A 25964-nucleotide genomic window follows, 5' to 3' on the forward strand; every position below is an offset into this window, starting at 1 on the left:
TGTTCTCGCTACCGCGGTCGGTCACGCGGCGACCCGCTCGGAGCCGGCCGCGGTGATGCCCTTGGTGGAGGCGATCACGTTCTTCAGCTTCTTGGAGAGCGCCTCATAGAACATGCTCAGGGGAAACTCGTCCGGAAGCACGTCGTCCACGAGCTTGCGCGGCGGCTGCGACAGGTCGAGCGCGTCCGGGCCCTTGGCCCAGCGGGAGCCCGGGTGCGGGGCGAGGTAGGTGGAGACCAGCTCGTAGGCCTTGAACCAGTGGACGAGCTTGGGGCGGTCGATGCCGGCCCGGTAGAGGTCCTCGATCTCGGAGCACAGCTGGTTGGTGACCTGCGGGGCGCGCTGCCAGTCGATGTGCAGCTTGTTGTCGGTCCAGCGGACGACGTCGTGCTTGTGCAGGTAGGCGAAGAGGAGCTGGCCGCCGAGACCGTCGTAGTTGCGGACACGGTCGCCGGAGACGGGGAAGCGGAACATCCGGTCGAAGAGCACCGCGTACTGCACGTCGCGGCCATGCTCGTTGCCCTCGGACTCCAGCTTCACGGCCTCCTTGAAGGCGGTGAGGTCACAGCGCAGCTCCTCCAGGCCGTACATCCAGAACGGCTGGCGCTGCTTGATCATGAAGGGGTCGAACGGCAGGTCGCCGTGGCTGTGGGTGCGGTCGTGGACCATGTCCCAGAGCACGAAGGCCTTCTCGCAGCGCTCCTGGTCGTGGACCATGGCGGCGATGTCCTCGGGCAGTTCGAGGCCCAGGGTGTCCACGGCGGCGTCGGTGACGGCGCGGAAGCGGGCGGCCTCGCGGTCGCAGAAGATCCCGCCCCAGGTGAAGCGCTCGGGTGCCTCGCGCACGGCGATCGTCTCGGGGAAGAGGACGGCGGAGTTGGTGTCGTACCCCGCGGTGAAGTCCTCGAAGGTGATGCCGCAGAACAGCGGGTTGTCGTAGCGGGTGCGCTCCAGCTCGGAGAGCCATTCGGGCCACACCATGCGCAGCACGACCGCTTCGAGGTTGCGGTCCGGGTTGCCGTTCTGGGTGTACATCGCGAAGACGACCAGGTGCTGGAGGCCGTCCTCACGGTTCGCGGCGGGCTGGAAGGCCAGCAGCGAGTCGAGGAAGTCGGGCACCTGGAAGCCGCTGTCGGCCCAGCGGCGCAGGTCCTTCACGAGCGCCTCGTGGTAGGCGACGTCGTGGGGCAGCAGCGGGGAGAGCTCGTCTATCGCCTCCGTCGCACGGCGCACGACGGCTTCGACGTCGGCGGCGGCGGGGGCGCCCTCCGCCTCGAAGTCGATGGAGCCGTCCTTGGACTGCCAGGGCCGGATCTGCTCCACGGCAGCCTTGAGCACGGGCCATGCCGGGTGCTCCACCACCCTGGCCACGGGAGGAACCCGCTCCTCCGAACCCACCTGCACAAGAACTTCCGTCATGTCCCATCCTCCACAGGAAAACCTCGCGTATGGACACCGTATGTATGCGAGGTTCCGTTACGCAAGTGGGAACCCGGGAGATTATCCTGCGCACCCCCCACCTTCACCGCTCTTTTTCCTGTTCGACACCGTCGATGCGGGACATGCGCCCCAGCGTCCCGTCGGCCGACGGCTGTCGCCGCCCGCTCCTCCGGCTTCCCTCACCCTGGCGGCGCACGCGTGGCCCCGTCACGAAGGGGACCGCGGGGTCCCTTCGCGCGTCCGCACCCCGGGTGCGGCGCCCGGGAGTGGCACTCGCGCCGCGCCGTGTGAATCCGACACTCCCATTGGACGGCGTAGGAACGGGTACACAGCACAGCCAGGCCATTAGGCTGCGGCCTGGCGCGTGGCCGCCCCGCCGGAACCACGCGCGCGCCGAGCCGCCGTCGACGGAAGCGAGTCGAATCTTGAACTTCCTCACCATCGGTCATCGCGGAGTGATGGGTGTCGAGCCCGAGAACACCCTCCGCTCCTTCATCGCCGCCCAGAACGCGGGCCTCGACCTCATCGAACTCGATCTGCATCTGAGCAAGGACGGCGCCCTCGTCGTCATGCACGACGCCGACGTGGACCGTACGACCGACGGCTCGGGGCCGATCGCGGACAAGACGCTCGCGGAGCTGCGCGCGCTGGACGCGGGACACGGCGAGCGCGTCCCCGTCTTCGAGGAGGTCCTGGAGGCGGTCAGGACGCCGTTGCAGGCCGAGATCAAGGACGTGGCGGCGGCCAGGGCGCTGGCCGAGGTGATACACCGCAAGGATTTGGTCGGGCGGGTCGAGGTGTCGTCCTTCCACGACGAGGCGATCGCCGAGACCGCCCGGCTGGTGCCGGGGGTCCGTACCGCGCTGATCGCCAGCCGCTACGGCACCGACGTGGTGGACCGCGCCGTCGAGGCCGGCGCCGCGACCGTCTGCCTCAACATCCGCAGGCTGAGCCTGGAGGTCGTCGAGCACGCCCGCAAGGCCGACCTGAAGATCATCGGCTGGGTGGTGAACACCCAGGACCAGCTCCGGCTGGTACGCGCTCTGGAGCTGGACGGCGCCACGACCGACTACCCCGAGATCAAGCGCACAGGCCGCTTCACGGCGTAGCCGGACGAAGCGCGCCGCGGCGTCCGCGGCGACACGCACGGGCCGTTCGGCGAGGACGCGCCGAGCGGCCCGGCCGACGGCGGTGCGGCCTCGTCGAACGGCCCGCGCCCGGACAGGTCCTAGACGAGCGGCTTGACCAGCAGTTCGAAGCGCAGGTCGTCGCGCTGGGGAACACCGAAGCGCTCGTCGCCGTACGGGAAGGGCGTCATCTGTCCCGTACGGCCGTAACCGCGCCGCTCGTACCAGGCGATGAGGTCCTCGCGTACGGAGATCACGGTCATGTGCATCTCCGTGGCGCCCCACACCTCGCGGACGGTCCGCTCCGCCTCGGCGATGATCACCTTGCCGAGCCCGCCGCCCTGGAGCGCGGGACTGACCGCGAACATGCCGAAGTACGCGTGGTCGCCGCGGTGCTCCAGCTGGCAGCAGGCGACGAGCGCGCTGTCCCGCTCCACGGTCAGGAGCCGGCTGTCGGGTGCCTCGACGACGGCGCGGATCCCCTCGGCGTCGGTCCGCTGGCCTGCCAGGATGTCCGCTTCCGTGGTCCAGCCGACCCGACTGGAGTCCCCTCGGTACGCCGATTGGATCAGCGCGACCAGGGCGTCCACATCGCTGTCGACAGCATCTCGGAAGGTCAGTCCGGTGGCGGTGGCGGTTTCCATGGCGGCGGTTCTCCGATCGGTGGTGCGGCGGGGCACGCCCGAGCGTAACGCGCCCCCCAGGACCGTCCGGCCGGCCGGTCGCGGGGATGCCGTCGTGCCCCGGACGGCACCACCGCGATGTGCGCACCCCACACAGGCCGTAGGCTCCGGGCGCATGGTGCATGTACTGAGCAGCCGGACTCTTCTGCGTCCGACCGACCCGGAACGCTCGCGCGTCTTCTACGGTGAACAGCTCGGCCTCGCCGTCTACCGCGAGTTCGGTACGGGACCCGAGCGCGGGACCGTGTACTTCCTCGGCGGTGGCTTCCTGGAGGTCGCCGGACGCTCCGGGACACCGCCCTCCCCGGCGCTGAAGCTGTGGCTCCAGGTCGCGGACATGGCGGCGGCCCACGAGGAGCTGACGGCCGCCGGTGTCGAGGCGCTGCGCGGGCCGGTGCGGGAGCCGTGGGGGCTGATCGAGATGTGGATCGCGGACCCGGACGGGACCGAGATCGTGATCGTCGAGATCCCGGCCGATCATCCGCTGCGCTACCGGCCTTGAGTCCCCGGCCCGCCGAACGATCCGCCGGACCCGTGGATCGTCCCGCACCACCGGTGTACGGGCCAGGGGTGCCTGGCACGTGCCCGGCACACGAAAACGGCCACCGGCCCGTCGCGGCATCCGGAACCGGCGTCCGGATGGCCGGTGCCGCACCGCAGGCTTAGCGTGCTGAGGGGGCCCGCTGCGGAAGGAACGTCATGAAGCTCGACAGGCCGGTGCCCGGCGGACCCTGCTGGACGGAGCTCGGTACCGACGACCTGGAGGGCGCCAAGCGCTTCTACGCCGACCTGTTCGGCTGGCGCCCGGAGACGGACCCGCGTCAGGAGGCGGGCGGGTACACCGTCGCGTACCTGGGGGACGCGGCCGTCGCGGCGGTCACCCCGATCTACCAGGAGTCGCAGCCCGTCGCCTGGAACGTGTCGTTCGCCGTCACCGACGTGGACGCGACCGCGGCGGCCGTGCAGGCCGCCGGCGGAACCCTCGCCCTGGCCCCGATGGACGTGCTGGACATGGGCCGTTTCGCGGTCGCCTTCGACCCGGGCGGCGCCGTGTTCCAGATGTGGCAGGCGCGGGCCTTCCCCGGTGCGGGGCTGTTCAACGCGCCCGGCGCGCTCGGCTGGGTGGAACTCCTGACCCGGGCCCCGGACCGGGTGACCGAGTTCTACACGACGGTGTTCGGCTGGACCGTGAAGCCCTCGGAGCACTACCCGCAGTGGGGCGTCGACGGCGCCGACTTCGGCGGCATGGTCACGATGGACGAGAACTTCGCGCACGAGGTTCCCTCGCACTGGCTGCCCTACTTCGCCGTCGAGGACGTGGACGAAACGGCGAACGCCGTCCTCATGGCGGACGGCCACCTGCTGATGGAGCCCGTCTCCCAGCCGGGAGGCCACCGCCGCCTGGCCGTCGCCCGGGACAGACAGGGCGCGGCCTTCGGCATCTACGCGGAGGGCGCGAAGCACTGAACCTCCGCCACCTTGAAGTCGCAGGTCAAAGGACTGTGTGACCGGTACTCGGGTGCTCGGGTGCTCGCACTGGTCGTGCGCGGCAGTCTGCGGAGCAGATCGTTCGACGGAGCCGGACCCGCCTCCCGCGGGCCGCAGCCCTCGGCTTGACAGGCAAGTGAATACTTGCCTGTTCTGTGGTCGTGACAGCCCCGTTGCGGCAGAGAGCGGAGCGCCGGCCCACACCCGACCCGTCCGGACCGGAGAAGAGCACTCCATGAAGATCCATCTGACCAGCGTCTTCGTCGACGACCAGGCCAAGGCCGAGCACTTCTACACCGAGATCCTCGGCTTCGTGAAGAAGCACGACGTCCCGCTGGGCGAGCAGCACCGATGGCTGACCGTCGTCTCGCCCGACGAGCCCGGCGGCACCGAACTCCTCCTGGAGCCCGTCGGCCACCCGGCCGTCAAGCCCTACCGCGACGCGCTCGTCAAGGACGGCATCCCGCTCGCCCAGTTCGCCGTCGACGACGTAGAGGCGGAGTACGAGCGACTGCGCGCCCTCGGCGTTCGCTTCACCCAGGAGCCCCTGGCGATGGGCCCTGTCACCACCGCCGTCTTCGACGACACCTGCGGCAACCTGATCCAGATCGCGACACAGCCTCGGTAGGCGTATGCCTCGCGCGGGGGCCGACCGTCACGGACTCCAGGACCCTCGTCCTGGAGTCCGTCAGCAGCGTGAGTACACAGCACCGGTCACACCAGCCCTTCGGCCTGCGTCTCCAGCCGGCGGGGCTCACTGACCCCTGCCTGACCGACGGCCCCTCCGGTCGGCGTCAGGCGCGCGGCAGTCTCAGCCGGCCCTCCAACTGCCCGAGCAACTCTCCCAGGAGGCGCGCGAGTTCACGCTGGCGTTCCCGCTCGATGCCGGACAGGACCACGGTCTCGTAGGCGAGTTGGTCGGGAAGGACGGAGTCGACCAGGTCCCGTCCGGCATCGGTCAGCCGGACGTGTGCGACACGGCGGTCACGGGTGTCGCCGCGCCGCTCGACGAGGCCGCGTTCGGTCAGCTGCTTGAGCCGCTTGGTGACGGCGGCACCCGAGGAGAAGGTCTCGCGGGCGATGTCGCTGGGGGTCAGCTCGTGCCCGGTGCGGCGCAGCGTCCCGAGCACGTCGAACTCGGGGCGGGTGAGCCCGGCCCGGCGCAGCGGCGCGTCCTCGGCCTGCTGGAGCAGCGCGGCACAGCGGTTGACCCGCCCGATCACCTCCATGGGCCCGGTGTCGAGATCGGGCCGCACGTTCTCCCACTGACGAACGACGGCCGCCACCGTGTCGGCCACCACCTTGTCGCCGGGCGCCGGCGTCGGATCGTCGTCCGGCGTCGGATCGTCGTCCGGCGTCGGGTCGCCGTCCGCCGCTCTCCGCCCGTCCGCTGTCGTCATGCCTGTGCGCCCTCCCGGCAGTGCAGTCCCTGGCGTCGTACCGTCGCGGCGAGCGTACGGTGTCCGGCCTGTTCGGCCCGCATCACCCGCTCCTCCGGCAGGGCGCGCCTCCGCCATTCGCCCGACGCGGTGTCCACGGCGGAGCGCAGGTGCACGACGGCGGCGGACAGACCGCGGCGGGCCGACTCCAGGGCGCCGGGCTCGGGCCGCTCCTCGGCGAGCAGTCCGGCGGCGTGTTCCTGGGCCCGCCCCACTGCGGCGAGCGCCTCTTCGATACGGTCGCCGGCCCGCCTGTTGGTCACGGCGACGGCCGCGAGGAAGCCGACCAGCGCTCCCACGAGGGTGTCCAGGACCCGGTCGGTCATCAGCTCCCCGGGCCGCTGGGCGTGCGCGAACTCGGTGATCAGCAGGGCCATGGGGGTGACACAGACGCTGCCGAGCCAGTAGTTGCGGCCGATCAGTGCCTCGGCGCCGAAGTTCAGGGCGAGGCAGCACAGCACGAGGGCCGCCCGCCCGGCGTGGGCGAGCGGGAGGAGAACGGCGAAGGCCGCGACCCCGAGGAGGTTGCCGGTCACGCGCTGGACGCCGCGGCTCCAGGTCAGGGTGACGTTGGCCTGGTAGAGGGAGGCGGCGGTGACCAGGGCCCAGTAGGGGCGGCCGACGCCGAGCGCGAGCGAGGCGTATCCGGCGAGGGCGCAGCCGAGCGCGGTGCGCAGGGCGATGGGGGCGAGCGGGCCGAGTCGGGCGAGCAGGGGCGGTTCCCCGAAGGCGAGGGCGGCCTCGACGCCGAGGAGTTCGTCCGCGGCGTCGCCGAGTCCGTCGGGGCGCGGGACGGGTCCGGTGCCGGACAGTTCGCGGGCCCAGCCACGCAACCGTTCGGGGTCCGTGTCGGCGGGTGCGGCGAGCGCGACCTCGGCCCGTACGACGAGCCGTTCGAGGGCGCGTCGGGGCGCGGAGCGGGCTCCCGTGGACAGCAGCGACTGCCAGGCGGTGTGCACGGCGGCGGCCGCGGCGGCGCGGGCACGGGCGTCGTCCGGGGCCCCGACGGACACGGCGGCGGCGTTCAGCGCGTGCGCGGTGGCACGCCGTTCCGGGCCGTGCGGGCGTACGAGCCCGGGGGCCATGCCGACGATCCAGGCCCAGGCTCCCGCCGCCGCGCCCAGCGCGAGGTGGCCCGGCACCTGTCCGAGGCTCTGCGGTGCGAACAGGGACGCCGAGGAGATGAAGGCGAGGACGACATGCCCCGGCGGGCCGATGCGCGTGGCGTCGCACAGGGCCTTCTGAGCGGCGGCCAGCAGCGCGCCGACGGTGACCAGCGCGACGGCGTTCGTGGTGAGCGAGGCCGCAACGAGCGCGACGCCGAGTCCGCCGAGCATTCCGGCGACCACCCAGGCGAGGACTCGGGCCCGTGCGGCGTACGGGCGGCTGTGGGCGTAGAGCGCGCAGAGGGACCCGGCCATGGTGTACATCGCCAGGTCCAGCCGGCCGAGCGCCAGCAGCGTCAGATTCGGCGGGGCGACCGCGACGACGACGCTCAGGGCGGGCTTGAACCAGATGTCGGAGGGCCTGCCGAGGCGCAGCACGCCCGCCAGCGGAAGCCGCCGGGCGCGCGAGGGACGGAGAGGGGTCGCACTGCTCATGACGATAACCTTAGCAGGTGTTTTATCTGTAAAATAGTTTCTCGAAGCGGCTCCCGCCTGCGGTGCACTCCCGCATGCTCCCCCGTGTACAACCCTGCGCTCGTATGCGCACCGGCTGCCCGGGGCATGCCCTGACCGACCGTCCGATGTCCGGCACCGCTGCCCGGCACTCTCCGCCCGGCATCGCGTGTCCCGCGTCGCGCGTCCGACATCGTCTTGCGGGGAGGTACGCGGTGCACGGACCGGCTTCACCCGGCTGGCTGCTCGTCGCGCTGTGCGCGGCGACGGGGGCCTACTGCCTGCTGCGCATGCGCAGCCCCGTCGAGGAACAACGCCGCACCGCGGGCGGCGAGGCGCTCATGGGGTTCGGCATGGCCGCGATGGCCGTACCGGCGGCCGCGGTGACGCCGCCGCGCTGGGCCTGGCTCGCCTGCGCGGCCGTCTTCGGCGTCGCCGCGCTGCGCGCGCTGTGGACGGCCCGCGGCGGCGGACACCATCTGCACCATCTGATGGGCACCCTCGCGATGGTCTACATGGCCGCGGTGATGACCACCGCCCCGGCCCACCACGTCCACGGCGGCACCGGTGCCCCCGCCCTCACCGGCGTGCTCCTGCTGTACTTCACCGGCTACGTGCTCCGCTCGGGCATCCGTCTTCTGCCGACGGCCGTCGCGTCGGGCCCGACGGCACGCGTCGTCGGCTGGGGCGACCGCCCCGAACTCTCCCAGGCCTGCCGCCTGTCGATGGGGATCGCGATGCTGGCGATGCTGGTCACGCTCTGACGTCGGTCACGCTCCGGCTTCCGGAGGCCCGGGGCCGCGCCCCTGACGCGCGGTCGCACGCCGGGGCCGGGGGTGCCCGGGAGGGAGTCCGGGCACGGTACGAACCCGTGGCGTACGTCACTTGGGGTCGTTGGCCGTATCCAGCGGCGGGCCCCGCTCATAGGCTTCGGCCATGATGGTCCCCGCGGCACTGTTGCTGCTCGGCGCCCTTGCCTCCGTGGTCGCTCCGCGACTGCTCGCACGGGCCGACTGGCCGGACCGGGAACCCGTGGTCGCCCTGTGGGTGTGGCAGTGCGTGGTGGCGGCCGTACTGCTGTGCTGCGTCCTGTCGATGACGCTGAGCGCGTCCGCCGCCTGGGTGGCCGTGCGCGGTCATGTCTTCGGCGGCGCACCGGCGTCGGTCGTCGACGCCTACGCGCCGAGTGCCGGCGGCCCCTGGGCCGCCGCCACGGCCGTGGCACTCGCGTGCGGCGGCGCCTGGACCGCGGCGATGCTGGCGCGCGAGATCGTACGGGCGCGGCTGCGCCGTCGGCAGAGCCGGTCCGAACTCCTGGTGCGGGCCCCGCTGTTGCCCGGTGAGGAATCCGGCGAAGATCGTCTGGTGGTACTGGAGGGAGAGCGCCCCGACGCCTGGTGGCTGCCCGGCACGGCTCCCCAACTGGTCATCACCACCGCCGCGTTGCGCCGCCTCAAGGGACGTCAGCTCGATGCCGTACTGGCCCATGAGCAGGGACACGCGCGGGCCCGGCACGACTGGCTGCTGCACTGTTCGGCCGCGCTGGCCAACGGGTTCCCGCAGGTTCCCGTCTTCGCCGCGTTCCGCGACGAGATGCACCGGCTGGTCGAACTCGCCGCCGACGACGTGGCGTCGCGTCGCTTCGGCCGGCTCACGATCGCTCTCGCCCTGGTCGAACTCAACGAGGACCGGGGCGTGTTCGGACCCGGACAGGCCCCGGGCGCCCATGTCCCCCAGCGCGTGGACCGCCTCCTCACCCCCCGGGACCGGCTCACGACGGCCCGTCGGCTGCAACTGACGGCGGCGGCCGCGCTGGTACCGGTGGTCCCGGTACTCGTGGCGTTCGTACCGGGCCTGCGGGCACTGGGTTAGGCCGGCCCCGTCAGTCCCGCCGGGTTCGTCGGCCCGGTCGGCGGCACCTCGGACTCCCGTGCGGGGTTCGCGGGACCGGGGCTCCTTGACCACCGCGGGATACCCCGCGAAAGATCTCCCGCATGACCTTCAACGGTGTGCTCTTCGACTTCTCCGGGACCCTCTTCCGCGTCGAGGACACGGAATCATGGCTGCGCGCGGTGCTCGCGGAGACCGGTCACCCGCTCCCGGAGCCGGAGTTGACCGAGAAGGCGCGCGCCTTGGAGGCGGCGGGCGCGCTCGCGGGCGGAGCCCGTCCGGCGCGGCCGGTGCCGGATCACCTCGTCGCCCTGTGGGAGAACCGCGACCGCGGTGCCGAGCAGCACAGAGCGGCGTTCACCGGTCTGTCCCGGCAGGTGGCGCTGCCCGATCCCGCTCTGCACGACGCGCTGTACGAGCGCCAGATGCGGCCCGCCGCCTGGAAGCCCTATCCCGACGCCGCCGAGGTGCTCGGCGCGCTGCGCGAGCGGGGTCTCGCCGTCGGGGTGGTCAGCAACATCGGCTGGGACCTGCGGCCCGTCTTCCGTGAACACGGCCTCGACCCGTTCGTCGGAACCTATGTCCTGTCGTACGAGCACGGCGTCCAGAAACCGGATCCGCGGCTCTTCGCGACCGCCTGCGCCGAACTCGGCATCGCCCCGGAGAACACCCTGATGGTCGGCGACGACCGCACGGCGGACGGCGGTGCGGCGGCCCTGGGCTGCGCCTTGTATTTCGTCGACCACCTGCCGGCGACGGACCGCCCGGACGGACTGCGGCCGGTGCTCGACCTGGTGGACACGGACTGACGTGCCGGCGCCACGGGCTCCGGACACCCGCGGGCCCAGGCACACTTCGTCAGGCCGGCGGCTTCTGGCCCCAGGCGGGCCGATGTGGTCAAGTTTTGGCCAACACAGGCCAAACGCCTCGCAATTCGGGATCCATGGCTAAGTTGGCGCCTCCGTCATACAGTCCCGAGGTCCGTAATGAAGACAGCGCTCTGGATCCTCCTCGCCGGCTTCCTCACCTGTGTCACCGCCGCCGGTCTCCTCAACACGGTTCGCAGCGACGACAGGGAGACCCTCGTCGGCAATGTGCTGCTGAGCCTGTCGGTCGGCTGGTACATGGTCACCAACTGGCGACGCGCCTACCGCTCCGCGCACCGGCGCCCGCATCCGGGCGTCATGACCGAGACGCCCGAGACGGGGAACCACGGCCCATGAAGTCCGCGGACTGCCGCGGAGCGAACAGCACTCCACCGGCGCCCGCTGCCGCTCGTCCGACCTGAGGCGATCCCCCGCGTCGCCCCAGGTCGGCGGCAGCCCGGAACCGACCCGCGAAGGGCCTGGATCCGAATGCGTTGAGTATAGTTGGCTGGCAGCCAGTCAACGCAGGAGTTACAGCATGTCCCCGCGAAGCGCCTCGGTCAATGAAGAGTTGCGGCGGCGTTCCCGGGAACGTCTGCTGCAAGCCGCGGTCGAGCTGGTGAGCGAGCGTGGTTACGACGCCACGACGCTCGGGGACATCGCGGATCGCGCGGGATCGGCGCGCGGACTCGTCTCGTACTACTTCCCCGGCAAACGCCAGCTCCTCCAGTCCGCGGTGCACCGGCTGATGCATCGCACCCTGGAGGAAGCCCTCGAACGCGAACCGCGCAGCGAGGACGGCCGGGAGCGGATGGCGCGGGTCATCGACGCGATCCTGCGCCTGGCCCGGGATCAGCCGGTGCTGATGCGGCAGCACATGGCCGGTCTGCTCCAGGCCGAGGGTTTCGTCCAGTGCCCCGAACAGGTGCGGCTCTCCGAGCTGCTCGGGGACACCGTGGCACGCTACGGGTCGCAGCAGGTCTCGGCCGACTACCCGATGCTGCGCGCCCTGCTCATGGGCGCGGTCTACGCGGCGCTGGTGCCGGGTGTGCCGATGAAGGTCCCGGTGCTGAGGGCCGAACTCTTCAAGCGCTACCGGCTGGACTGGGAGATGGGGGTGCCGCCGGACGCCGAGGCGTCGGACGGCCCCCGCGAGACGGATCTGTCCCGCTTCTTCGCGACCGATCCGGAGCCCGAGGCCGGTCCGTCCAGGCAGCCGGGCCGCGGGGACGCCGAGCGCGGTGTGCCGCCGGGTCCGGACACCGGGCTCGCGCGAGGGAAGCACGAGCGGGCGTCCGGCCCCGGGGGTCAGCGGCGGGCGTGACGAGGCGTCAGGAACCCCGCGTCCCGCGCCCCGGCGATCAGCCTCAGGGACTTGCGGCGGCTGTGGCCGGTGGCGTCCATGACGGCGAGCACCGGGTCCGCGCCCTCCTTCTGCGCCGCCCGGTACTCCTCCGCGACCAGCAGCCTGCCCTCGGCGCCGCGCGGCCAGGTGGGGCGGGCGCGCCGAGCCTGACTCTCCCGGTCCTGGTCGCGGCCGGAGCCGAGGCGGCTGCCGCACGCCTCGGACAGCGGCTCCTCGATCCACTCGGCGACCACGGCGAGGTCGTCCAGCGAGAGGGGCGGCTCGGCCCGTACGTCCTCGATCGACAGTGCCTCCTCCGACAGCACGGCGAGCAGATCGACCCGGGCACCGTCGGTGAAGGCCAGCCGGACGTTGAACCAGGACATGACGCCCGACGTGGACTCCCGCACTTCCCAGGCGGGCCACACGGACACGTCGCCGTCCGCGCGGCAGCGGTCGGACAGATTGAGGAACGATGCGTCTGGCACAAACGGAACGTAACCGCATCATCACATCCCCCAGGAACGGACACGCGCGCGACCGGCACGCTCCGCACCCTGTCAGCGGAGCACCGGGTGGTGCGATCCTGGGAGCACCAGCGATGTCCTGTCAGCGATCTTCCTGATCCCTCGGGTAAGGAGTTCCGCAGTGCTGCGTGTCGCCGTCGTCGGTTCGGGGCCCAGTGGGGTCTACAGCGCACAGGGGCTTGTCCAGCGGAGCGGACCTCCCGACGTCCGCGTCGATGTCCTGGACCGGTTGCCCTGCCCGTACGGGCTGGTGCGCTACGGCGTGGCACCCGACCACGAGAAGATCAAGTCGCTCCAGAACAATCTGCGGACCGTCCTGGAGGACGAGCGGGTGCGCTTCCTCGGCGGCGTCGAGGTGGGACCCGGCGGAGTGCCGGTGGCGCGGCTGCGGGAGCTGTACCACGCGGTCGTGTACTGCGTCGGCGCCTCCACCGACCGGCATCTCGGCGTGCCCGGCGAGGAGCTGCCCGGCAGCTGGTCGGCGACCGAGTTCGTCTCCTGGTACAGCGCGCACCCCGACGCCGCGGCGGACGCTTTCGTGGCCGGTGCGCGCTCGGCCGTCGTCATCGGTGTCGGGAACGTCGCCGTCGACGTGACCCGGATCCTCGCCCGCACCGCGCCCGAGCTGAGCCCCACCGACATACCGCAGGCGGCGCTCGGCGCGCTGGCCGCCAGCGAGGTCACCGAGATCAGCATGGTCGGGCGGCGCGGACCGTCGCAGGCCCGCTTCACCACGAAGGAACTGCGCGAGCTCGGCGGCCTGCCGGAGGCGGACATCAGCGTGGACGAGGCGGAGCTGGCGCTCGATCCGGCCTACCTCGATCCGTCGGGGCTGCCCGCCGCGCAGCGCCGCAACGTGGAGGTCCTCCGAGGCTGGGCGGCGGCAGCGCCGCAGGGCAGGCCGCGTCTCATCCGCCCGCGGTTCTTCCTGCGGCCCGTCGAACTCCTTCCCGACGGCGGCCGGGTGGGCGCGGTGCGTTTCGAGCGGACGGTGCCTGACGGGGCGGGCGGGGTGACGGGGACCGGCCGGTTCGAGGAGATCGAGGCCCAGCTGGTGCTGCGTTCGGTGGGTTATCGCGGGGTGCCGCTGGACGGACTGCCGTTCGACGCCGACCGTGGCACGGTCCCGCAGCGGGCGGGACGGGTCCTGCGGGACGGCGTCGTCTCGCCGGGCGAGTATGTGGCGGGCTGGATCAAGCGGGGCCCGACCGGTGTCATCGGGACCAATCGCCCGTGCGCGAAGGAGACGGTGACCTCCCTGCTGGAGGACGCCCCCGGCCTCGTGAGGCGAGAGGCCGCCGATGATCCGCTCGCGGCGCTGCGGGCCGAGGGGATACGGCCGGTCGAATGGGCCGGATGGCAGGCGATCGAGCGAGCCGAGGCGGAGCTGGGAGCACGGCTGGGCCGCGAGGTGGTCAAGCTCCCCGACTGGGACGCGCTCTGGACGGCGGCACGAACGGCCGGGTTCTGACGCGGCACGGGCCGGCGACTCCCGGCGGCTCGCCGTGCGGCCGACTCCCGACAGCAGCGTGGACGGCCGGTTCCCGACGACCGCGCGGACGGCGCGGCGCCTCACGACCGCGGACGCACGCGTCTTCACGAGGGCACGAACGGCCGGGTTCTGACGCCGCCACGAACGGCTGGGTGCCGGCCGCCGTCGCGGGGGCGTGTCGCGCCCCGGGCGGCGGGCGGGTACCGCGGGGCACGGCCGCAGCGCACCTCGCGCCTCCAGCGCCCGCGCCGGCCCGAGGCGCGTCGGCACCGTGTCCGCCGGCCTCAGGTACTCGTGAGGATGACGAGTCGCTGCGTCGCCCGGGTCATCGCGACATAGCGGTCTACCGTGCCTTCCACGCCCGTGCCGAACTTCTCCGGGTCGACGAGGACGACCAGATCGAATTCGAGCCCCTTCGACAACTCCGGTGTCAGCGAACGGATCCGGGAGGTCGCCCGGAACGTGGGATCACCGATGACGCAGGCGATCCCCTCGGCGTGTTCGAGCAGCCAGGTGTCGAGCACCGACTCCAGGTCCGCGACCGAGCCGTGGACCACGGGGATGCCGGAACTGCGCACGGAGGTGGGCACGTTGGCGTCCGGCAGCGCGGCCCGGATGACGGACTCGGCCTCCGTCATGACCTCTTCCGGCGTCCGGTAGTTGATGGTCAGCGAGGCCACGTCGATCCGGTCGAGTCCGACCCGCCCGAGCCGTTCCTGCCAGGACTCGGCGAAACCGTGCCTGGCCTGGGCGCGGTCCCCGACGATGGTGAAACTCCGGGAAGGGCAGCGCAGGAGCAGCATCTGCCATTCCGCGTCGGTCAGTTCCTGGGCCTCGTCGACGACGATGTGCGCGAACGGCCCGGCGAGCAGGTCCGGTTCGGCGACGGGCAGTCCGCCCTCTTCGATCAGACTGTCCCTCAGGTCCTGTCCGCGCAGCATCGTCACCGCGCCCTCGCCGTCGTCGTCGGCCGCGAGCACGTTGTCGATGACGCCTGCCATGCGCTCGCGTTCCGCGGCCACGGAGACCTCGTGGCGGCGCCTTCGCAGGGACGTCTCCGGGTCGCCGAGCCGCTGTCGTGCCGCGTCCAGGACGGGCAGGTCGGACACCGTCCACGCCTGGGCGTCCGGGCGCTGGAGTCTGCGGACGTCGTCGGGGCCGAGCCACGGGGCGCACAACCGCAGGTAGGCGGGTACGGACCACAGGTCTGCGACGAGGTCGGCCGCGTCGAGCAGCGGCCACGCGCGGTCGAGGGTGCCGACGAGCTCCTGGTCGTGCAGCAGCGACCTGCGCAGCAGTTCGGGCGGGACGCCGTCGTCGTGCTTGTCCGTCAGGATCGCGAGCAGCGCCTCCCGGACCTGGTCGCGCGCCTCGTTGTGCGGAGTGCCCGGTTCCGCCGCCTGGAACGCCTCGGCCCAGTCGTCGGCACTCAGCAGGACGTCGGCCCACGGGGTCGTGACCGTCATCCCCCGGGCAGGCGGCTCCTCGTAGAACCTGACGGCCGTCTCGATCGCCTTCACCATGTCCGCGGACGACTTCAGGAGGGCCACGTCCGGGTCGGGCTCGACCGTCGCCCCGGGCCCCTCGGCGACGAGGTCGCGCAGTGTGCAGGTCTGTACGCCCTCTTCGCCGAGGCTGGGCAGGACGTCGGCGACGTAGGCCAGATAGGGCTGGTGCGGACCGACGAACAGCACGCCGCCGCGCCGGTGGCCGAGCCGGGGGTCGGAGTAGAGGAGGTAGGCGGAACGGTGCAGCGCGACGACCGTCTTGCCCGTGCCGGGACCGCCGTCGACGACGAGAGCGCCGCGCGATCCCGCGCGGATGACGGCGTCCTGGTCGGATTGGATGGTGGCGAGCACGTCCCTCATCCGCGCCGACCGGCTGCCGCCGAGGCCGGCGATGAAGGCGGACTGGTCGTCGAGCGCGGCGTGCCGCTCCAGTCCGTCGGCGGTGAACACCTCGTCCCAGTAGTCACTGATCCGGCCGCCGGTCCAGCGATACCTGCGGCGGCTCGCCAGACCCATCGGACGGGCGTGGGTCGCGGCGAAGAACGGCTCGGCGGCGGGAGAGCGCCAGTCGGTGAGCAGCCGGCGGCCCTCGCTGTCGGTGAGGCCGAGGCGTCCGATGTACACGGGTCCGGAGCCGTCCTCGGCGACGATGTGTCCGAGGCACAGGTCGAGTCCGAAGCGGCGCAGGGCGCGGAGCCGGCCGGTCAGCCGGTGGATCTCCAGGTCTCGTTCCATCGCCTCGCGGCCGAGGCCGCCGGGCGCCCTGCGCTCGGCGTCGAGGCGGTCGGACAGTTCAGCGATCGCGCGTTCGAGGCTTTCCGCGACGGCCGCGAAGTGCCGCGCGTCCCCGGCGATCAGTGCCGGGTCCGCCTTGGCGGAGAGCCGGCCGGGAAGGCGGAACGCGCTGGTGGTCAGAGGGCTCATGTCAACTTTCCGCAGGTTCTGGCTTCGGCCAGTGATTCTGCGGGACCACCGGGGCCTTGCCGCAAGCCCCCCGGTGCGCTATAAGTTGAGAGTGGCAAGGGATGACTTTCCCCCTTGCCTTTTCTTCTGCCCGGAACCCGGAGGCGTCGGAAGCGGCGCCGCGAGGCATCGGAAGAGGGCTCCGTGAGGCGTCACTGCGCCGGGCGCGAGGCCTGTCGTGCGGCGGCCTCCAGGACACGGCCGAGGAGTCCGGGGAAGAGTGCGTCGAGGTCGTCCGTCCTCAGGCCGTTGAGCTTCGCCGTCCCGCGGTAGACCTGACGGACGACCCCGCTCTCACGGAGCACCCGGAAGTGGTGCGTCGTCGTGGACTTGGTGACCGGCAGGACGAAGTCCGAGCAGGAGAGTTCACTGCCTACGGCGGCGAGCTCACGGACGATCTGGAGCCGCATGGGGTCGGACAGCGCGTGCAGCACCGACTCCAGCCGGATCTCCTCACGCGCGGGATGCGGCAGATCACGGCCACTCGGGGTGGTGGCGGCGGTCGTCACGGCAGCTCCACTTCGTCCGGGACCTCGGCCTTCGCCCCGTCACCTTCGGCATCGTCCGGCGGCTTCACCCGACACCGTCATTGTACGAGAGACGTCGTAGTTTGACACTCACCGTACTACGAGGCTTATCGTACGACGCATACACCGGTCCCGCCACGAATGGAGTCGGTCGTGAGCGCTCTCTTCGAGCCCTGCGTCCTGCGCGAAGTCACCATCCCCAACCGGGTGTGGATGCCCCCGATGTGCCAGTACTCGGCCGCTCCCGAGGGCCCCTCGGCGGGCGCCCCGCACGACTGGCACTTCGCCCACTACGCGGCCCGCGCCACGGGAGGGACGGGACTGGTCATCGTCGAGGCGACCGCCGTCTCGCCCGAGGGTCGGATCTCCCCGTACGACCTGGGCATCTGGAACGACACCCAGGTCGAGGCCTTCCGTCGCATCACGCGTTTCCTCTCCGCGCAGGGAACGGTGCCGGCCGTGCAGCTCGGCCACGGTGGGCGCAAGGCCTCGACCGACCGCCCCTGGAAGGGCGGCGCCCCCGTCGGCCCGGACGCCCACGGCTGGCGGGCGCTGGCCCCGAGCGCGGTCGCGTTCGACGAGAAGCACCCGGTTCCCGACGAGCTGACGGTCGACGGGATCCGGGAGATCGTGGGCCAGTTCGCCGACGCGGCGCGCCGCGCCCTGGCGGCCGGCTTCGAGATCGTCGAGATCCACGGCGCCCACGGCTACCTCATCAACGAGTTCCTCTCCCCTCACTCCAACCACCGCACCGACGCGTACGGCGGCTCGCACGAGAACCGCACCCGGTTCGCCCTCGAAGTCGTCGACGCCGTACGGGAGATCTGGCCGCAGGACAAGCCGCTCTTCTTCCGCATCTCCGCGACCGACTGGCTGGAGGACGCGGGCTGGAGCGTGGACGACACCGTCCGCTTCGCCGCCGAGCTGCACGAGCACGGCGTGGACCTGCTCGACGTCTCCACGGGCGGTAACGCCTCCGGCGTGCGCATTCCCGTCGGACCCGGCTACCAAGTCCCGTTCGCCGCACGGGTGAAGAGGGAGACCCCGCTGGCCGTCGCCGCCGTCGGTCTCATCACCGGGGTGGAGCAGGCCGAGAAGATCGTCGCCAACGGGGAGGCCGACGCGGTGCTGCTGGGAAGGGAGTTGCTGCGCAACCCGTCCTTCGCCCGGCTCGCGGCACGCGAACTCGATGCCGAGGTCCACGTGCCCGATCAGTACCACCGGTCCGTGTAGGCGCCGGCCGGCGCGGAGACGGCGGAGCGGGGGCCGGCGCGGAGACGACGGAGCGAGGGCCGGCCTTCGGTGAGGGTGGTCGACGTGCCGTGCCACCATCCGTACCGAAGGCCGGACCCCTGCCCCGCCCGGTCAGGCGGCGCTCGGCGCGGCCCTGTCGGCCGTCACCTCGGCCGTCACCTCGGCCTCCGCTTCGGCGAGCAGCGCGATCAGGGTCGCGCGGGCACGTGCCACGCGGGAGCGGACCGTTCCGACAGGACAGCCGCTGACCAGAGCGGCGTCCGCGTAGGGCAGACCCATCATCTGGGTGAGGACGAACGCCTCGCGCCGCTCGCCCGGAAGCGCGGCCAGGAGTTCGAGCAGGGCGACGCCGTCGTCGAAGCCGGGCAGGCCGGTCGGCTGCGCGTGTTCCACCGCGGTCTGCCAGTCCGCGGTGCCTGTCGACCGTGGCCGGACGGCGGCGTACCGCAGGCTGTCGATCACCGCCCGGCGGGCGATGGACAGCAGCCAGGTCCGCGCCGACGAGCGCCCCTCGAACCGGTGCAGACTGCCCAGCGCCCGCAGGAACGTGTCCTGGGCGAGGTCCTCGGCGGCCTGTGGATCGGCGGACAGATGGGCGACATAGCGCACGACATCGCGGTGCAGCGCGCGGACGAAGCGCTCGACGGCGGCCGGATCACCGGCGCGGGCGGCCAGTGCCCAGGCGGTCGCCGACTCGTCGGCCGACACCGCTCGGCCGTCTTCGTTCCACCTCTCGTGTCCGGGGCGGGAAACAGGCAGGGCAGGAGTGATCACCAGGTGTCCTTCTCGGGTCATCCGTGATCCGGACGGGCGCGAGGCCCATGGGTCCGGTGGTGGGGTGCGGCCGTACAGGAGGTACGACCGGTGCCCGAAGCACACAGGTGGCGCTTCGGGGAGCGGGCTGTCTCAGGCGACAGCGGTCCCCACGGGCGGACCCCGGGAAGTGATCGCGTGAACGAGAAGGAGAAGGCGCGGGGCGCGGTCCGACGAGCGTCGGCGCACCCGGAGCGTCGGCCTGTACGGCGGCAGCGGAAGGGCGAGCAACAGCCGCAGGGGCGCGGCCAGTCGGCCGGCCACCGCCCGCAGGACACGGAACGCGGCGCGCTCACCGTGCCCGAGCCAGAGGCCGCACAGCAGCGCCGCGAGCAGGTGGGCGGCGAACATGCCGTACGACGAGGGCGAGCCCGCGTCGGCTCCCCAGGGGAACAGATGCACCATGGCCCCTGAACCCATGGTCCCGGAATCCATGGTCAGGGAACCCATGGAGCCCATGCCCATGGACCCGATATCCATGACATCCATAGAACTCATGCCCATCGAGCCCATGGCGTCCATCGACATGCCGTCCATGACGCCCCTGCCGGACTGAGCCGGTCCGGCACCCGAGCCCGTACCCGCGTCCGCGGCGAACGCGAGGGACTGGGCCATCGAGAACGCGCTGTGGAGGGCGCCCTGGGCGAGCACCACGACGGACACGACGAACGGAAGCCCGCGCTCACGGCCGGCCAGGCACCAGCCCGCTCCGGCCGTCCCCGTTCCCGCGCCCGCCAGCGCCCACCAGGCCACCGGGGAGCCGGACATCATCACGTGACCGAGGGCGGCGAGCACCACACAGACGGCCGCGAACATCACGGCCCGCAGCATGCGCGTACACCACCCGGCAGTCATGACGGCCTCATCCTCGCATCCGGGGCCCGGACGTCATGAACAGGTACGGAAATCCGCGGACGCGGGGCGGGTGGCGCACCCGTGATCCGGATCACGCGGTCCGGGCACCACCGCCCGGCATGGCGGCCGTCGTCCGGGGTAGTCACGGCAGCACCGTGGATGCACGGCCAGGACAGCGAGACCCTACGTACTGTAGGGTCCCGGCGGTGAGCGTCGTACGGCAGGGGGAGCCCGTGAAGGATCGCGACACCGGGCGCGCGGCACGCGGGCCGGCGTCCGTACTGGCACTGCTCGTACCGAGCCTCGGGATCGCCGCGCTGGGCGTCTACCACCTGTGCGGCTTCGACGTACACGCCCTGCACGGCCGCCCGCACCTCGGCGACGGACTGACCATGGCCGGGGTGATCACGGCCCTGGTCTCGGCGGGCGCGGCGCTCGGTGACCTCCTGTGGCGGGCGACCACGCGCGACCGTCCGCGCTGCGACGACGGAAAGCCGCGTCCGGGCGGACCGTTCGGGACTTCCGGCGGCGACCAGGGCGTCTCGCACCGCCCCTGAGGGATCCGCGACGGGCGCCGTCGAGAGGGACGAGCGACATGGAGACACCCGGCCCACCCCTGCCCACACCAGCTCACCCCCGCCGGCACCAGCCCTCCTCTGCCGAACCAACTCTCCCCGCCAAGACCGGTTCCCCCTGCCGAGACCGGTTCTCCCCCGCCGACACCGGCTCGGCCGTGGCCAAGACCGAGCCGCGGCCCGCCGGTTCCGTTCCGCGCCCACAGCCGGAGTCCGCCGCACCGCGTCCACGGCCGGAGTCCACCGCTCCGCGTCCATGGCCGGACCCCGCCCGCCGTCGGCGCCGAACGACGTCCGTCGGGCCGGCCCGACACGGACCCGCTCCCCGCATTCTCAACACCTCCTTACCTCTTCACCCCGCCTCTGACTGGCCATAACCTCCCCCTTCCCTACAAGATGTAGTGTTCCGGCCTCTGTCCCCACCGGTTCTCCCGGCCTCTCCCCAAGGTGATGCTCCACGGTGTCCGTACAACAGTCAGTGCTCATCCCGGAACAGCGGAACGCGAACCCGCGCCGCGGGGCCAGGTCCGCACGAGCAGGGGACGGAATCCGGCCACGAGCCGCCGCGTTCACGGTCTGGTATCTGCGGCTGCTCGCCGTCCTCAACATCGTCGCCGTGATCTCGCTGCCCTTCCGCGAAGAGGTGCACGAACACAACGGAGGCGAGTTCTTCACGCCCTATCTGGCCACCGCCGGGCTGATCTCGGCGGCGCTGGCCCTGTTTCTCGCACTCGTGATGCGGCGCCGCAAACGAGCCGCCTGGATCTTCAACCTGCTGTTCGCCGGACCGCTCCTGGCGCTCTACACCGCGGCGCTGACCCAGGAGCGCTACCGGCAGCACGTCTTCAACTGGATCTCGGCCCTGCTCACCGCTCTGTTCGTCCTCGCCCTCCTGCTGGGGCGCAAGGAGTTCCAGGCCGTCGGGGACCGCTCGAATCCCCGTCTCGCGCTGGCCGTCGGCGCGGGCGGTCTGCTCGTCAGCGCCACCCTCGGCACCCTGCTCGTCAGCGCCACCAACCGCGTCACGGGAACACCGCTGAGCGACCGGATCGCGTACACCCTGCTGCGTGGCATCAGCGTCGGCCCGCTCGCCGACCGGTTCGACAGCGTCGTCGCCCCCCGCTGGGTCGACATACTCGTCAACGCCTTGGTGGCCGCCACGTTCCTGCTGGTGCTCTACGCGTGCTTCCGTTCGCCGCGCGGTCTCGAACTCCTCGGCGAGGAGGACGAGACCAGGCTGCGAGCCCTGCTGGCCCGGCACGGGGAACGCGACTCGCTCGGCTACTTCGCACTGCGCCGTGACAAGGCCGTCATCTGGTCCCCGAGCGGCAAGGCGGCCATCGCGTACGGCGTCGGCGGCGGCGTGACCCTCGCCTCCGGCGACCCCATCGGCGACCCGGAAGCCTGGCCCGGCGCGATCGAGGCGTGGCTGCGGGAGGCACGGCGGCACGCGTGGACACCCGCCGTGATGGGCGCCGGCGAGGAGGCCGGGACCGTCTACGCCCGGCACGGCCTGGACGCCCTGGAGCTCGGCGACGAAGCCATCGTGGACCGGTCCGACTTCACTCTGGAGGGGCGCGCCATGCGGGGCGTCCGACAGGCGCACAAGCGGATCCGGCGCGCCGGTTACACGGTCCGCGTACGACGGCACGAGGACATCCCCGAAGCCGAGATGGCCGCGGCGACCGACAAGGCGGACCAGTGGCGCGACGGAGCTACCGAACGCGGCTTCTCCATGGCGCTCGGCCGATTGGGAGACCCCGCCGACGGACGGTGCCTGATGCTGGAGTGCCACGACAACGAAGGCGAGCCCCGGGCCGTGCTGAGCTTCGTGCCGTGGGGTGAGCGGGGACTCTCACTGGACCTGATGCGCCGCGACCGGAACTCCGACAACGGGCTCATGGAGTTCATGGTGATCGAACTGCTGCTGCGCGCCGAGGAGTTCGGCGTCGAGCGGATCTCCCTGAACTTCGCGATGTTCCGGTCCGTCTTCGAACGCGGTACCCGGCTGGGCGCGGGACCCGTGCTGCGGCTGTGGTGTTCGGTGCTGACGTTCCTCTCGCGCTGGTGGCAGCTCGAATCGCTCTACCGGGCCAACGCCAAGTACCGGCCGGTCTGGGAACCTCGCTATCTCCTGTTCGAGAAGAGCGCGGACCTTCCCCGTATCGGCATCGCAGCGGCCCGCGCGGAGGGCTTCCTCACCCCGCCGGCCATGCCCCGGTTCGCCTCCCGGCGACCGGCGCACCCGGACCGGCGGTCCCCCGAACCGCCCCCGGCGGCGTCCTCGGCCGACTCCGGTCGTCCCCTGTCGTCCGCGCCGCGCGACTAGACATTCGGCGCGAGCGGCCGCCGCGTTCCGTCGACACGCACGCCGGGCACCCAGGAGGGTGCCCGGCGGCGCTGTCTCACGACTCGCACCTCCCCCGGCCGGGTCCTCCCGTCGGCGGCGTCGCTGCGGCCGACCGTCGGGAAACGGCCGTTCGCTCCGTAGTTGGCCGGACCGACGCCGTCGACGGGACGGCTCCCGGGCGTCACTGTCAGTGCCGTGGTGCACACTCACGATCAATGGCCGTACGCCTGGGGAGGACACCGTGTTCAGGGGGATCGACGAGGTCGACTGGGCCTCGATGGAGCATGCCTACGGAAGCGCCGCGGACGTGCCGGAGCTGCTGCGGGCACTCGCCTCGCCGCTCCCCCAGGACCGGGAGACCGCGCTCGACGGGATGTACGGAGCCGTGCACCACCAGGGCGATGTGTACGACTCGACGCTCGCGTCCGTCCCCTTCCTCTTCGCGCTCGCCGGACACCCCGGACTTCCCGACCGGGGCGGAATCGTGGAACTGCTCGCCAGCATCGGGGGATCGGAGGACGGGGAGATCCTCGGGGACGGCTTCGGGGACGGCGAGGACGGGGCCGGAGGCGGACAGGGCGCGGAGGACCCCGAGGACGACAACTACGCGATGGCGCACGCCGCGGTCCGGGCGGGTGCCGCGGTCTTCCTCGGCCTCGTCACGGACGCGGACCCGGAGGTGCGCCGCGCCGCGTCGTCGGCGCTCGTACGCTTCCACGACGAACCGCCGCACGTCCTGGCCCTGTTGAGCGAGCGGCTGCGGGACGAACAGGAGGACGGTGTCCGGCTGGCACTGGTCGAGAGCCTGGGGCTCCTCGCCCGGCTGCACGGCGGTTGCACGGCCGCTGCGGTGGACTGTCTGGTGTCGCTGTGCGGCTCGCCGCACGATCCGGGACTGCGGCTCGCGGCGCTCGGACAGCTCGCCTCGTGCGCCCCCGAACGGCTGCCCGCCGACCTCGTACCCACCGTCGTCGCACTGCTCCACACCAGGTCACAGGGGATCCGGCCGTCCACAGAGCCCGTCCGGACGTCCACCGACACCCTCATCGGCAGTCTGCGCCGTATGCGCCCCGCGGACGAGGAGGGCGCTCAACTCCTCCGGACGCTCCACAAGGCGCTCGGCGCCCGCACCACGGACCGGATCGCCCTCCTCGAGGGACAGTTGAGCAGCCGGACCACGGCCGACCGGTGCAATGCCGTGTGGATGTCGGCGGGCCTGTTCCGTGAATGGCGGGCCTCTTACGAGGAACCGGTCGCGCTGATCGGTGAGCAACTCGGCTCCGACGAGGAGCGGTTGCGCTGCGCCGCGGTGTCCGTCCTGGAGTTCCTGTTCACTCTGGCGGCTCCGGCGGCCGACCGGCTCGCCGCCCTCGTGGAGTCGGGCACGGACTCCCGGGGGCGAAGCACGGCGACCCTGGACCGCCCCCTCAAAACCCTCGCCCGCTGCGGGGACGCGCGGGCGGTGCCGGCCCTCGCCGAGGTGCTGCGCCACCCGGTCGTGCCGAACGAGACAGGTGACACGGTCGGACATCTGGGCCCGGTGGCGGCGCCCCTGGCTCCGCTGCTGCGCGAGCGGCTGGCCGAGGTCCCGCTCGACTCCCCGGACACCTACGACCGAGCCGCGCCGCTGCTCCGCGGACTCGGCACACTGCGGTACGCCGCGGCCGTACCGGAAGTGCTGCGGCTGCTGAACGGCACACCGCGCGAACTGCGGCTCCGGGACGCTCTGGTGAAGGCGCTGGCCAGGACGCTCGGCGCTTTCGGTCCGCGGGCGCGTGAGGCCGTACCGTCGCTGCGGGACCTGCTGACGGGCGAGAACGCCGTGGCGGCGGCCGACGCGCTGCGGTCCGTGGAGGGGGACGTGGAGGCCGTCCTTCCGGTGCTGCTCGGGGCGCTGGCCCCGGAGGGGGCCCCGGGAAGCCGCCGGGCGGCGGCCGAGGCCCTCAGCCGTAGGGGGGCGGCGGCCCAGGCTCTCGGTCGTATGGGGGCGGCGGCCGCGCCCGCGCTCCCCGGACTGCGCCGCCTGACGGACTCCGCCGGAGTGTGGGAGCGGACGGCCGCCGCCTGCGCCCTGTGGGACATCGCCGGAGATCCGGAACCGGTCCTGCCGGTGTTCCGTGAAGCCTGGCGGCAGAACCCGTACACCCGGGGCACCATCGCCGCGTGCCTCGTCCGGATGGGCGTCGCGGGCGCACCCGTCCACGACCTTGTCCGTACGGAACTGGCCTCGCCCCGGCGGCACCGGGCCCGCTCCGGCGGTCACGGCAGCCACGACGTGCTCGATGACGAACTGCTCCTGCGGGCCTGCCGGACGGCGCTGGAGGCCTCGTGACGAGACCGCGGACCCGGGGATCCGCAGACCCGGGATCCGCGGGGTGGTGCCGGCACGGGGTACCGAGGGTGAGGAGGCCGAATCCGGGGATCCGCAGCAGCGGAGCCGGCACAGCCTGCCGAGGGCGACGAAGCCGCAGCCCGGATGCCTGCGGCAGAGTGGCGGGGTCGCGCGCGGGGGCGCTCGGACCGCGGTCGCGGCCGAGGGGCACGGGGTGCCGGGGTGTGACGCGGGCGAGCGGCCCGAGCCTGCGCCCGCTCAGCTCGTCATCCGGCCCCACAGCGGTCCGATCCGGTCCCACTCCTCGTCCCATCGGTCCATGCGCCGGCGTTCCAGCCGGCCGCGGAGAAGACGGCCGACGGCGAAGGGGACGCCCGCCACGCCCGCGCCCGCGAAGATGCCGATCAGCCAGGCCCGCAGCCGGGCCACCTCCACCGTGGTGGGCTGGTTGACGAGACGCCCGTCGGGATCGGTCCACACCAGGACCGGGGTGTCCGCCGAGGTGCCCGCCGCGACCCGTACCTGGCCGGAGCGAAGGGTGCCGTCCGGCGCCGTCCAGCGGACCTTCGTCCACACGACGCGACCGGTGAGCCCGTTCGTGCCCGCGTCCGGCGCGTCCTCGACGAGCTGAGCGGTGACGGTGCGCGACTCCGCACGATCCCGCGCGAGACTGTTCTCCACGGCGTCGACGGTCACCAGGCCCGAGACCACACCGCCGAGCACCGTGAACACCCCGGCGGCGAGCATGATCCAGGCCTCCAGGACATCGCTTCGCCGCCGCAGCGGGTTGCGCCGCCACCGCCACAGCCAGACCTTCGGACCACGGAACGCCGCCATCAAGGGCATCCTCCTCACGACCGCACGGACACGC

The 25964-nt window shown here is 72.2% G+C and carries 24 protein-coding genes; 14 read left to right on the forward strand and 10 right to left on the reverse strand.

Annotated features, from left to right (window positions below):
• Window positions 1-21: 21 nt before the first annotated feature.
• Entirely contained in the window at window positions 22-1419 is a 1398-nt protein-coding gene (locus OG410_RS06630; protein WP_329298269.1) for a DUF6421 family protein, read from the reverse strand.
• A gap of 446 nt (window positions 1420-1865) precedes the next feature.
• Between OG410_RS06630 and OG410_RS06635 the strand changes: the two genes are divergently transcribed.
• The gene (locus tag OG410_RS06635) at window positions 1866-2549 is read left to right on the forward strand and encodes a glycerophosphodiester phosphodiesterase (RefSeq protein WP_329298270.1); all 684 of its coding nucleotides are present in this window, start codon (window positions 1866-1868) and stop codon (window positions 2547-2549) included.
• A 119-nt stretch (window positions 2550-2668) separates the two neighbouring features.
• Here OG410_RS06635 and OG410_RS06640 read toward each other — a convergent pair whose 3' ends face one another.
• Window positions 2669-3211 (reverse strand): GNAT family N-acetyltransferase, encoded by a 543-nt coding sequence (locus OG410_RS06640; RefSeq protein WP_329298271.1) that lies wholly within the window; start codon window positions 3209-3211, stop codon window positions 2669-2671.
• 154 nt (window positions 3212-3365) lie between these two features.
• On the opposite strand from OG410_RS06640, the gene OG410_RS06645 reads away from it, so the two are divergent.
• The 3 genes from OG410_RS06645 (at window position 3366) to OG410_RS06655 (ending at window position 5366) form a co-directional block, all read left to right on the forward strand.
• The gene (locus OG410_RS06645) at window positions 3366-3752 is read left to right on the forward strand and encodes a VOC family protein (RefSeq protein WP_329298272.1); all 387 of its coding nucleotides are present in this window, start codon (window positions 3366-3368) and stop codon (window positions 3750-3752) included.
• A gap of 197 nt (window positions 3753-3949) precedes the next feature.
• Complete coding sequence (locus OG410_RS06650) at window positions 3950-4717, forward strand: VOC family protein (protein ID WP_329298273.1); 768 nt, start codon at window positions 3950-3952, stop codon at window positions 4715-4717.
• Window positions 4718-4973: 256 nt separating this feature from the next.
• Window positions 4974-5366: a VOC family protein gene (locus tag OG410_RS06655; protein ID WP_329298274.1), complete on the forward strand. Its 393-nt coding sequence runs from the start codon at window positions 4974-4976 to the stop codon at window positions 5364-5366.
• A 166-nt stretch (window positions 5367-5532) separates the two neighbouring features.
• Here OG410_RS06655 and OG410_RS06660 read toward each other — a convergent pair whose 3' ends face one another.
• On the reverse strand, window positions 5533-6138 hold the full coding sequence (locus OG410_RS06660) for a MarR family winged helix-turn-helix transcriptional regulator (protein WP_329298275.1): 606 nt from the start codon (window positions 6136-6138) through the stop codon (window positions 5533-5535).
• The gene (locus tag OG410_RS06665; protein ID WP_329298276.1) at window positions 6135-7778 is read right to left on the reverse strand and encodes an FUSC family protein; all 1644 of its coding nucleotides are present in this window, start codon (window positions 7776-7778) and stop codon (window positions 6135-6137) included. Before OG410_RS06665 ends, OG410_RS06660 begins: the two co-directional genes overlap by 4 nt.
• Window positions 7779-8011: 233 nt before the next feature.
• On the opposite strand from OG410_RS06665, the gene OG410_RS06670 reads away from it, so the two are divergent.
• From OG410_RS06670 to OG410_RS06690, 5 genes are all read left to right on the forward strand, one after another.
• On the forward strand, window positions 8012-8560 hold the full coding sequence (locus OG410_RS06670; protein WP_329298277.1) for a DUF5134 domain-containing protein: 549 nt from the start codon (window positions 8012-8014) through the stop codon (window positions 8558-8560).
• 172 nt (window positions 8561-8732) lie between these two features.
• Entirely contained in the window at window positions 8733-9668 is a 936-nt protein-coding gene (locus OG410_RS06675) for a M56 family metallopeptidase (protein WP_329298278.1), read from the forward strand.
• Window positions 9669-9790: 122 nt separating this feature from the next.
• The gene (locus OG410_RS06680; RefSeq protein ID WP_329298279.1) at window positions 9791-10495 is read left to right on the forward strand and encodes an HAD family hydrolase; all 705 of its coding nucleotides are present in this window, start codon (window positions 9791-9793) and stop codon (window positions 10493-10495) included.
• Between the two features lie 177 nt (window positions 10496-10672).
• Window positions 10673-10909: a hypothetical protein gene (locus OG410_RS06685; RefSeq protein WP_329298280.1), complete on the forward strand. Its 237-nt coding sequence runs from the start codon at window positions 10673-10675 to the stop codon at window positions 10907-10909.
• 181 nt (window positions 10910-11090) lie between these two features.
• A complete protein-coding gene (locus tag OG410_RS06690) occupies window positions 11091-11876 on the forward strand; it encodes a TetR/AcrR family transcriptional regulator (protein ID WP_329298281.1) in 786 nt (261 codons plus the stop codon).
• On the opposite strand, the gene OG410_RS06695 is transcribed toward OG410_RS06690, so the two are convergent.
• On the reverse strand, window positions 11861-12331 hold the full coding sequence (locus tag OG410_RS06695) for a DUF6214 family protein (RefSeq protein WP_329304044.1): 471 nt from the start codon (window positions 12329-12331) through the stop codon (window positions 11861-11863). The two genes, OG410_RS06690 and OG410_RS06695, sit on opposite strands and share 16 nt — an antisense overlap.
• 214 nt (window positions 12332-12545) lie before the next feature.
• Between OG410_RS06695 and OG410_RS06700 the strand changes: the two genes are divergently transcribed.
• On the forward strand, window positions 12546-13895 hold the full coding sequence (locus OG410_RS06700) for an FAD-dependent oxidoreductase (RefSeq protein ID WP_329298282.1): 1350 nt from the start codon (window positions 12546-12548) through the stop codon (window positions 13893-13895).
• Window positions 13896-14200: 305 nt separating this feature from the next.
• On the opposite strand, the gene helR is transcribed toward OG410_RS06700, so the two are convergent.
• Both helR and OG410_RS06710 read right to left on the reverse strand, forming a co-directional pair.
• Window positions 14201-16348 carry an RNA polymerase recycling motor ATPase HelR gene (gene helR / locus OG410_RS06705; RefSeq protein ID WP_329298283.1) on the reverse strand — a complete coding sequence of 716 codons (2148 nt, stop codon included), beginning with the start codon at window positions 16346-16348 and terminating at the stop codon, window positions 14201-14203.
• Between the two features lie 191 nt (window positions 16349-16539).
• Complete coding sequence (locus tag OG410_RS06710) at window positions 16540-16896, reverse strand: ArsR/SmtB family transcription factor (RefSeq protein WP_329298284.1); 357 nt, start codon at window positions 16894-16896, stop codon at window positions 16540-16542.
• Between the two features lie 171 nt (window positions 16897-17067).
• Here OG410_RS06710 and OG410_RS06715 point away from each other — a divergent pair, with 171 nt between their 5' ends.
• The gene (locus OG410_RS06715) at window positions 17068-18147 is read left to right on the forward strand and encodes an NADH:flavin oxidoreductase/NADH oxidase (RefSeq protein WP_329298285.1); all 1080 of its coding nucleotides are present in this window, start codon (window positions 17068-17070) and stop codon (window positions 18145-18147) included.
• Between the two features lie 132 nt (window positions 18148-18279).
• Here the strand turns inward: OG410_RS06715 and OG410_RS06720 are convergent, their stop codons facing one another.
• Together OG410_RS06720 and OG410_RS06725 are read right to left on the reverse strand one after the other, a co-directional pair.
• Window positions 18280-18942 carry a sigma-70 family RNA polymerase sigma factor gene (locus OG410_RS06720; protein WP_329298286.1) on the reverse strand — a complete coding sequence of 221 codons (663 nt, stop codon included), beginning with the start codon at window positions 18940-18942 and terminating at the stop codon, window positions 18280-18282.
• A gap of 132 nt (window positions 18943-19074) precedes the next feature.
• Entirely contained in the window at window positions 19075-19836 is a 762-nt protein-coding gene (locus OG410_RS06725) for a hypothetical protein (protein WP_329298287.1), read from the reverse strand.
• Between the two features lie 206 nt (window positions 19837-20042).
• Here OG410_RS06725 and OG410_RS06730 point away from each other — a divergent pair, with 206 nt between their 5' ends.
• From OG410_RS06730 to OG410_RS06740, 3 genes are all read left to right on the forward strand, one after another.
• The gene (locus OG410_RS06730; RefSeq protein ID WP_329298288.1) at window positions 20043-20393 is read left to right on the forward strand and encodes a hypothetical protein; all 351 of its coding nucleotides are present in this window, start codon (window positions 20043-20045) and stop codon (window positions 20391-20393) included.
• Window positions 20394-20871: 478 nt separating this feature from the next.
• Window positions 20872-22740: a phosphatidylglycerol lysyltransferase domain-containing protein gene (locus tag OG410_RS06735; protein WP_443063721.1), complete on the forward strand. Its 1869-nt coding sequence runs from the start codon at window positions 20872-20874 to the stop codon at window positions 22738-22740.
• 262 nt (window positions 22741-23002) lie between these two features.
• Window positions 23003-25093 carry a HEAT repeat domain-containing protein gene (locus tag OG410_RS06740; RefSeq protein WP_329298289.1) on the forward strand — a complete coding sequence of 697 codons (2091 nt, stop codon included), beginning with the start codon at window positions 23003-23005 and terminating at the stop codon, window positions 25091-25093.
• Between the two features lie 258 nt (window positions 25094-25351).
• Here the strand turns inward: OG410_RS06740 and OG410_RS06745 are convergent, their stop codons facing one another.
• Complete coding sequence (locus OG410_RS06745) at window positions 25352-25930, reverse strand: Rv1733c family protein (protein WP_329298290.1); 579 nt, start codon at window positions 25928-25930, stop codon at window positions 25352-25354.
• Between the last annotated feature and the right edge of the window lie 34 nt (window positions 25931-25964).

Origin of the sequence: Streptomyces sp. NBC_00659, assembly GCF_036226925.1 — a bacterium.
Classification (GTDB): Bacteria; Actinomycetota; Actinomycetes; order Streptomycetales; family Streptomycetaceae; genus Streptomyces.

Excerpts from the sequence above, each read along its gene's own strand:
- OG410_RS06630 (WP_329298269.1), bottom strand. The coding sequence starts at position 1,419 with ATGACGGAAGTTCTTGTGCAGGTGGGTTCGGAGGAGCGGGTTCCTCCC.
- OG410_RS06640 (WP_329298271.1), bottom strand. The coding sequence starts at position 3,211 with ATGGAAACCGCCACCGCCACCGGACTGACCTTCCGAGATGCTGTCGAC.
- OG410_RS06645 (WP_329298272.1), top strand. The coding sequence starts at position 3,366 with ATGGTGCATGTACTGAGCAGCCGGACTCTTCTGCGTCCGACCGACCCG.
- OG410_RS06650 (WP_329298273.1), top strand. The coding sequence starts at position 3,950 with ATGAAGCTCGACAGGCCGGTGCCCGGCGGACCCTGCTGGACGGAGCTC.
- OG410_RS06655 (WP_329298274.1), top strand. The coding sequence starts at position 4,974 with ATGAAGATCCATCTGACCAGCGTCTTCGTCGACGACCAGGCCAAGGCC.
- OG410_RS06660 (WP_329298275.1), bottom strand. The coding sequence starts at position 6,138 with ATGACGACAGCGGACGGGCGGAGAGCGGCGGACGGCGACCCGACGCCG.
- OG410_RS06665 (WP_329298276.1), bottom strand. The coding sequence starts at position 7,778 with ATGAGCAGTGCGACCCCTCTCCGTCCCTCGCGCGCCCGGCGGCTTCCG.
- OG410_RS06675 (WP_329298278.1), top strand. The coding sequence starts at position 8,733 with ATGATGGTCCCCGCGGCACTGTTGCTGCTCGGCGCCCTTGCCTCCGTG.
- OG410_RS06680 (WP_329298279.1), top strand. The coding sequence starts at position 9,791 with ATGACCTTCAACGGTGTGCTCTTCGACTTCTCCGGGACCCTCTTCCGC.
- OG410_RS06685 (WP_329298280.1), top strand. The coding sequence starts at position 10,673 with ATGAAGACAGCGCTCTGGATCCTCCTCGCCGGCTTCCTCACCTGTGTC.
- OG410_RS06690 (WP_329298281.1), top strand. The coding sequence starts at position 11,091 with ATGTCCCCGCGAAGCGCCTCGGTCAATGAAGAGTTGCGGCGGCGTTCC.
- helR (WP_329298283.1), bottom strand. The coding sequence starts at position 16,348 with ATGAGCCCTCTGACCACCAGCGCGTTCCGCCTTCCCGGCCGGCTCTCC.
- OG410_RS06725 (WP_329298287.1), bottom strand. The coding sequence starts at position 19,836 with ATGACTGCCGGGTGGTGTACGCGCATGCTGCGGGCCGTGATGTTCGCG.
- OG410_RS06745 (WP_329298290.1), bottom strand. The coding sequence starts at position 25,930 with ATGGCGGCGTTCCGTGGTCCGAAGGTCTGGCTGTGGCGGTGGCGGCGC.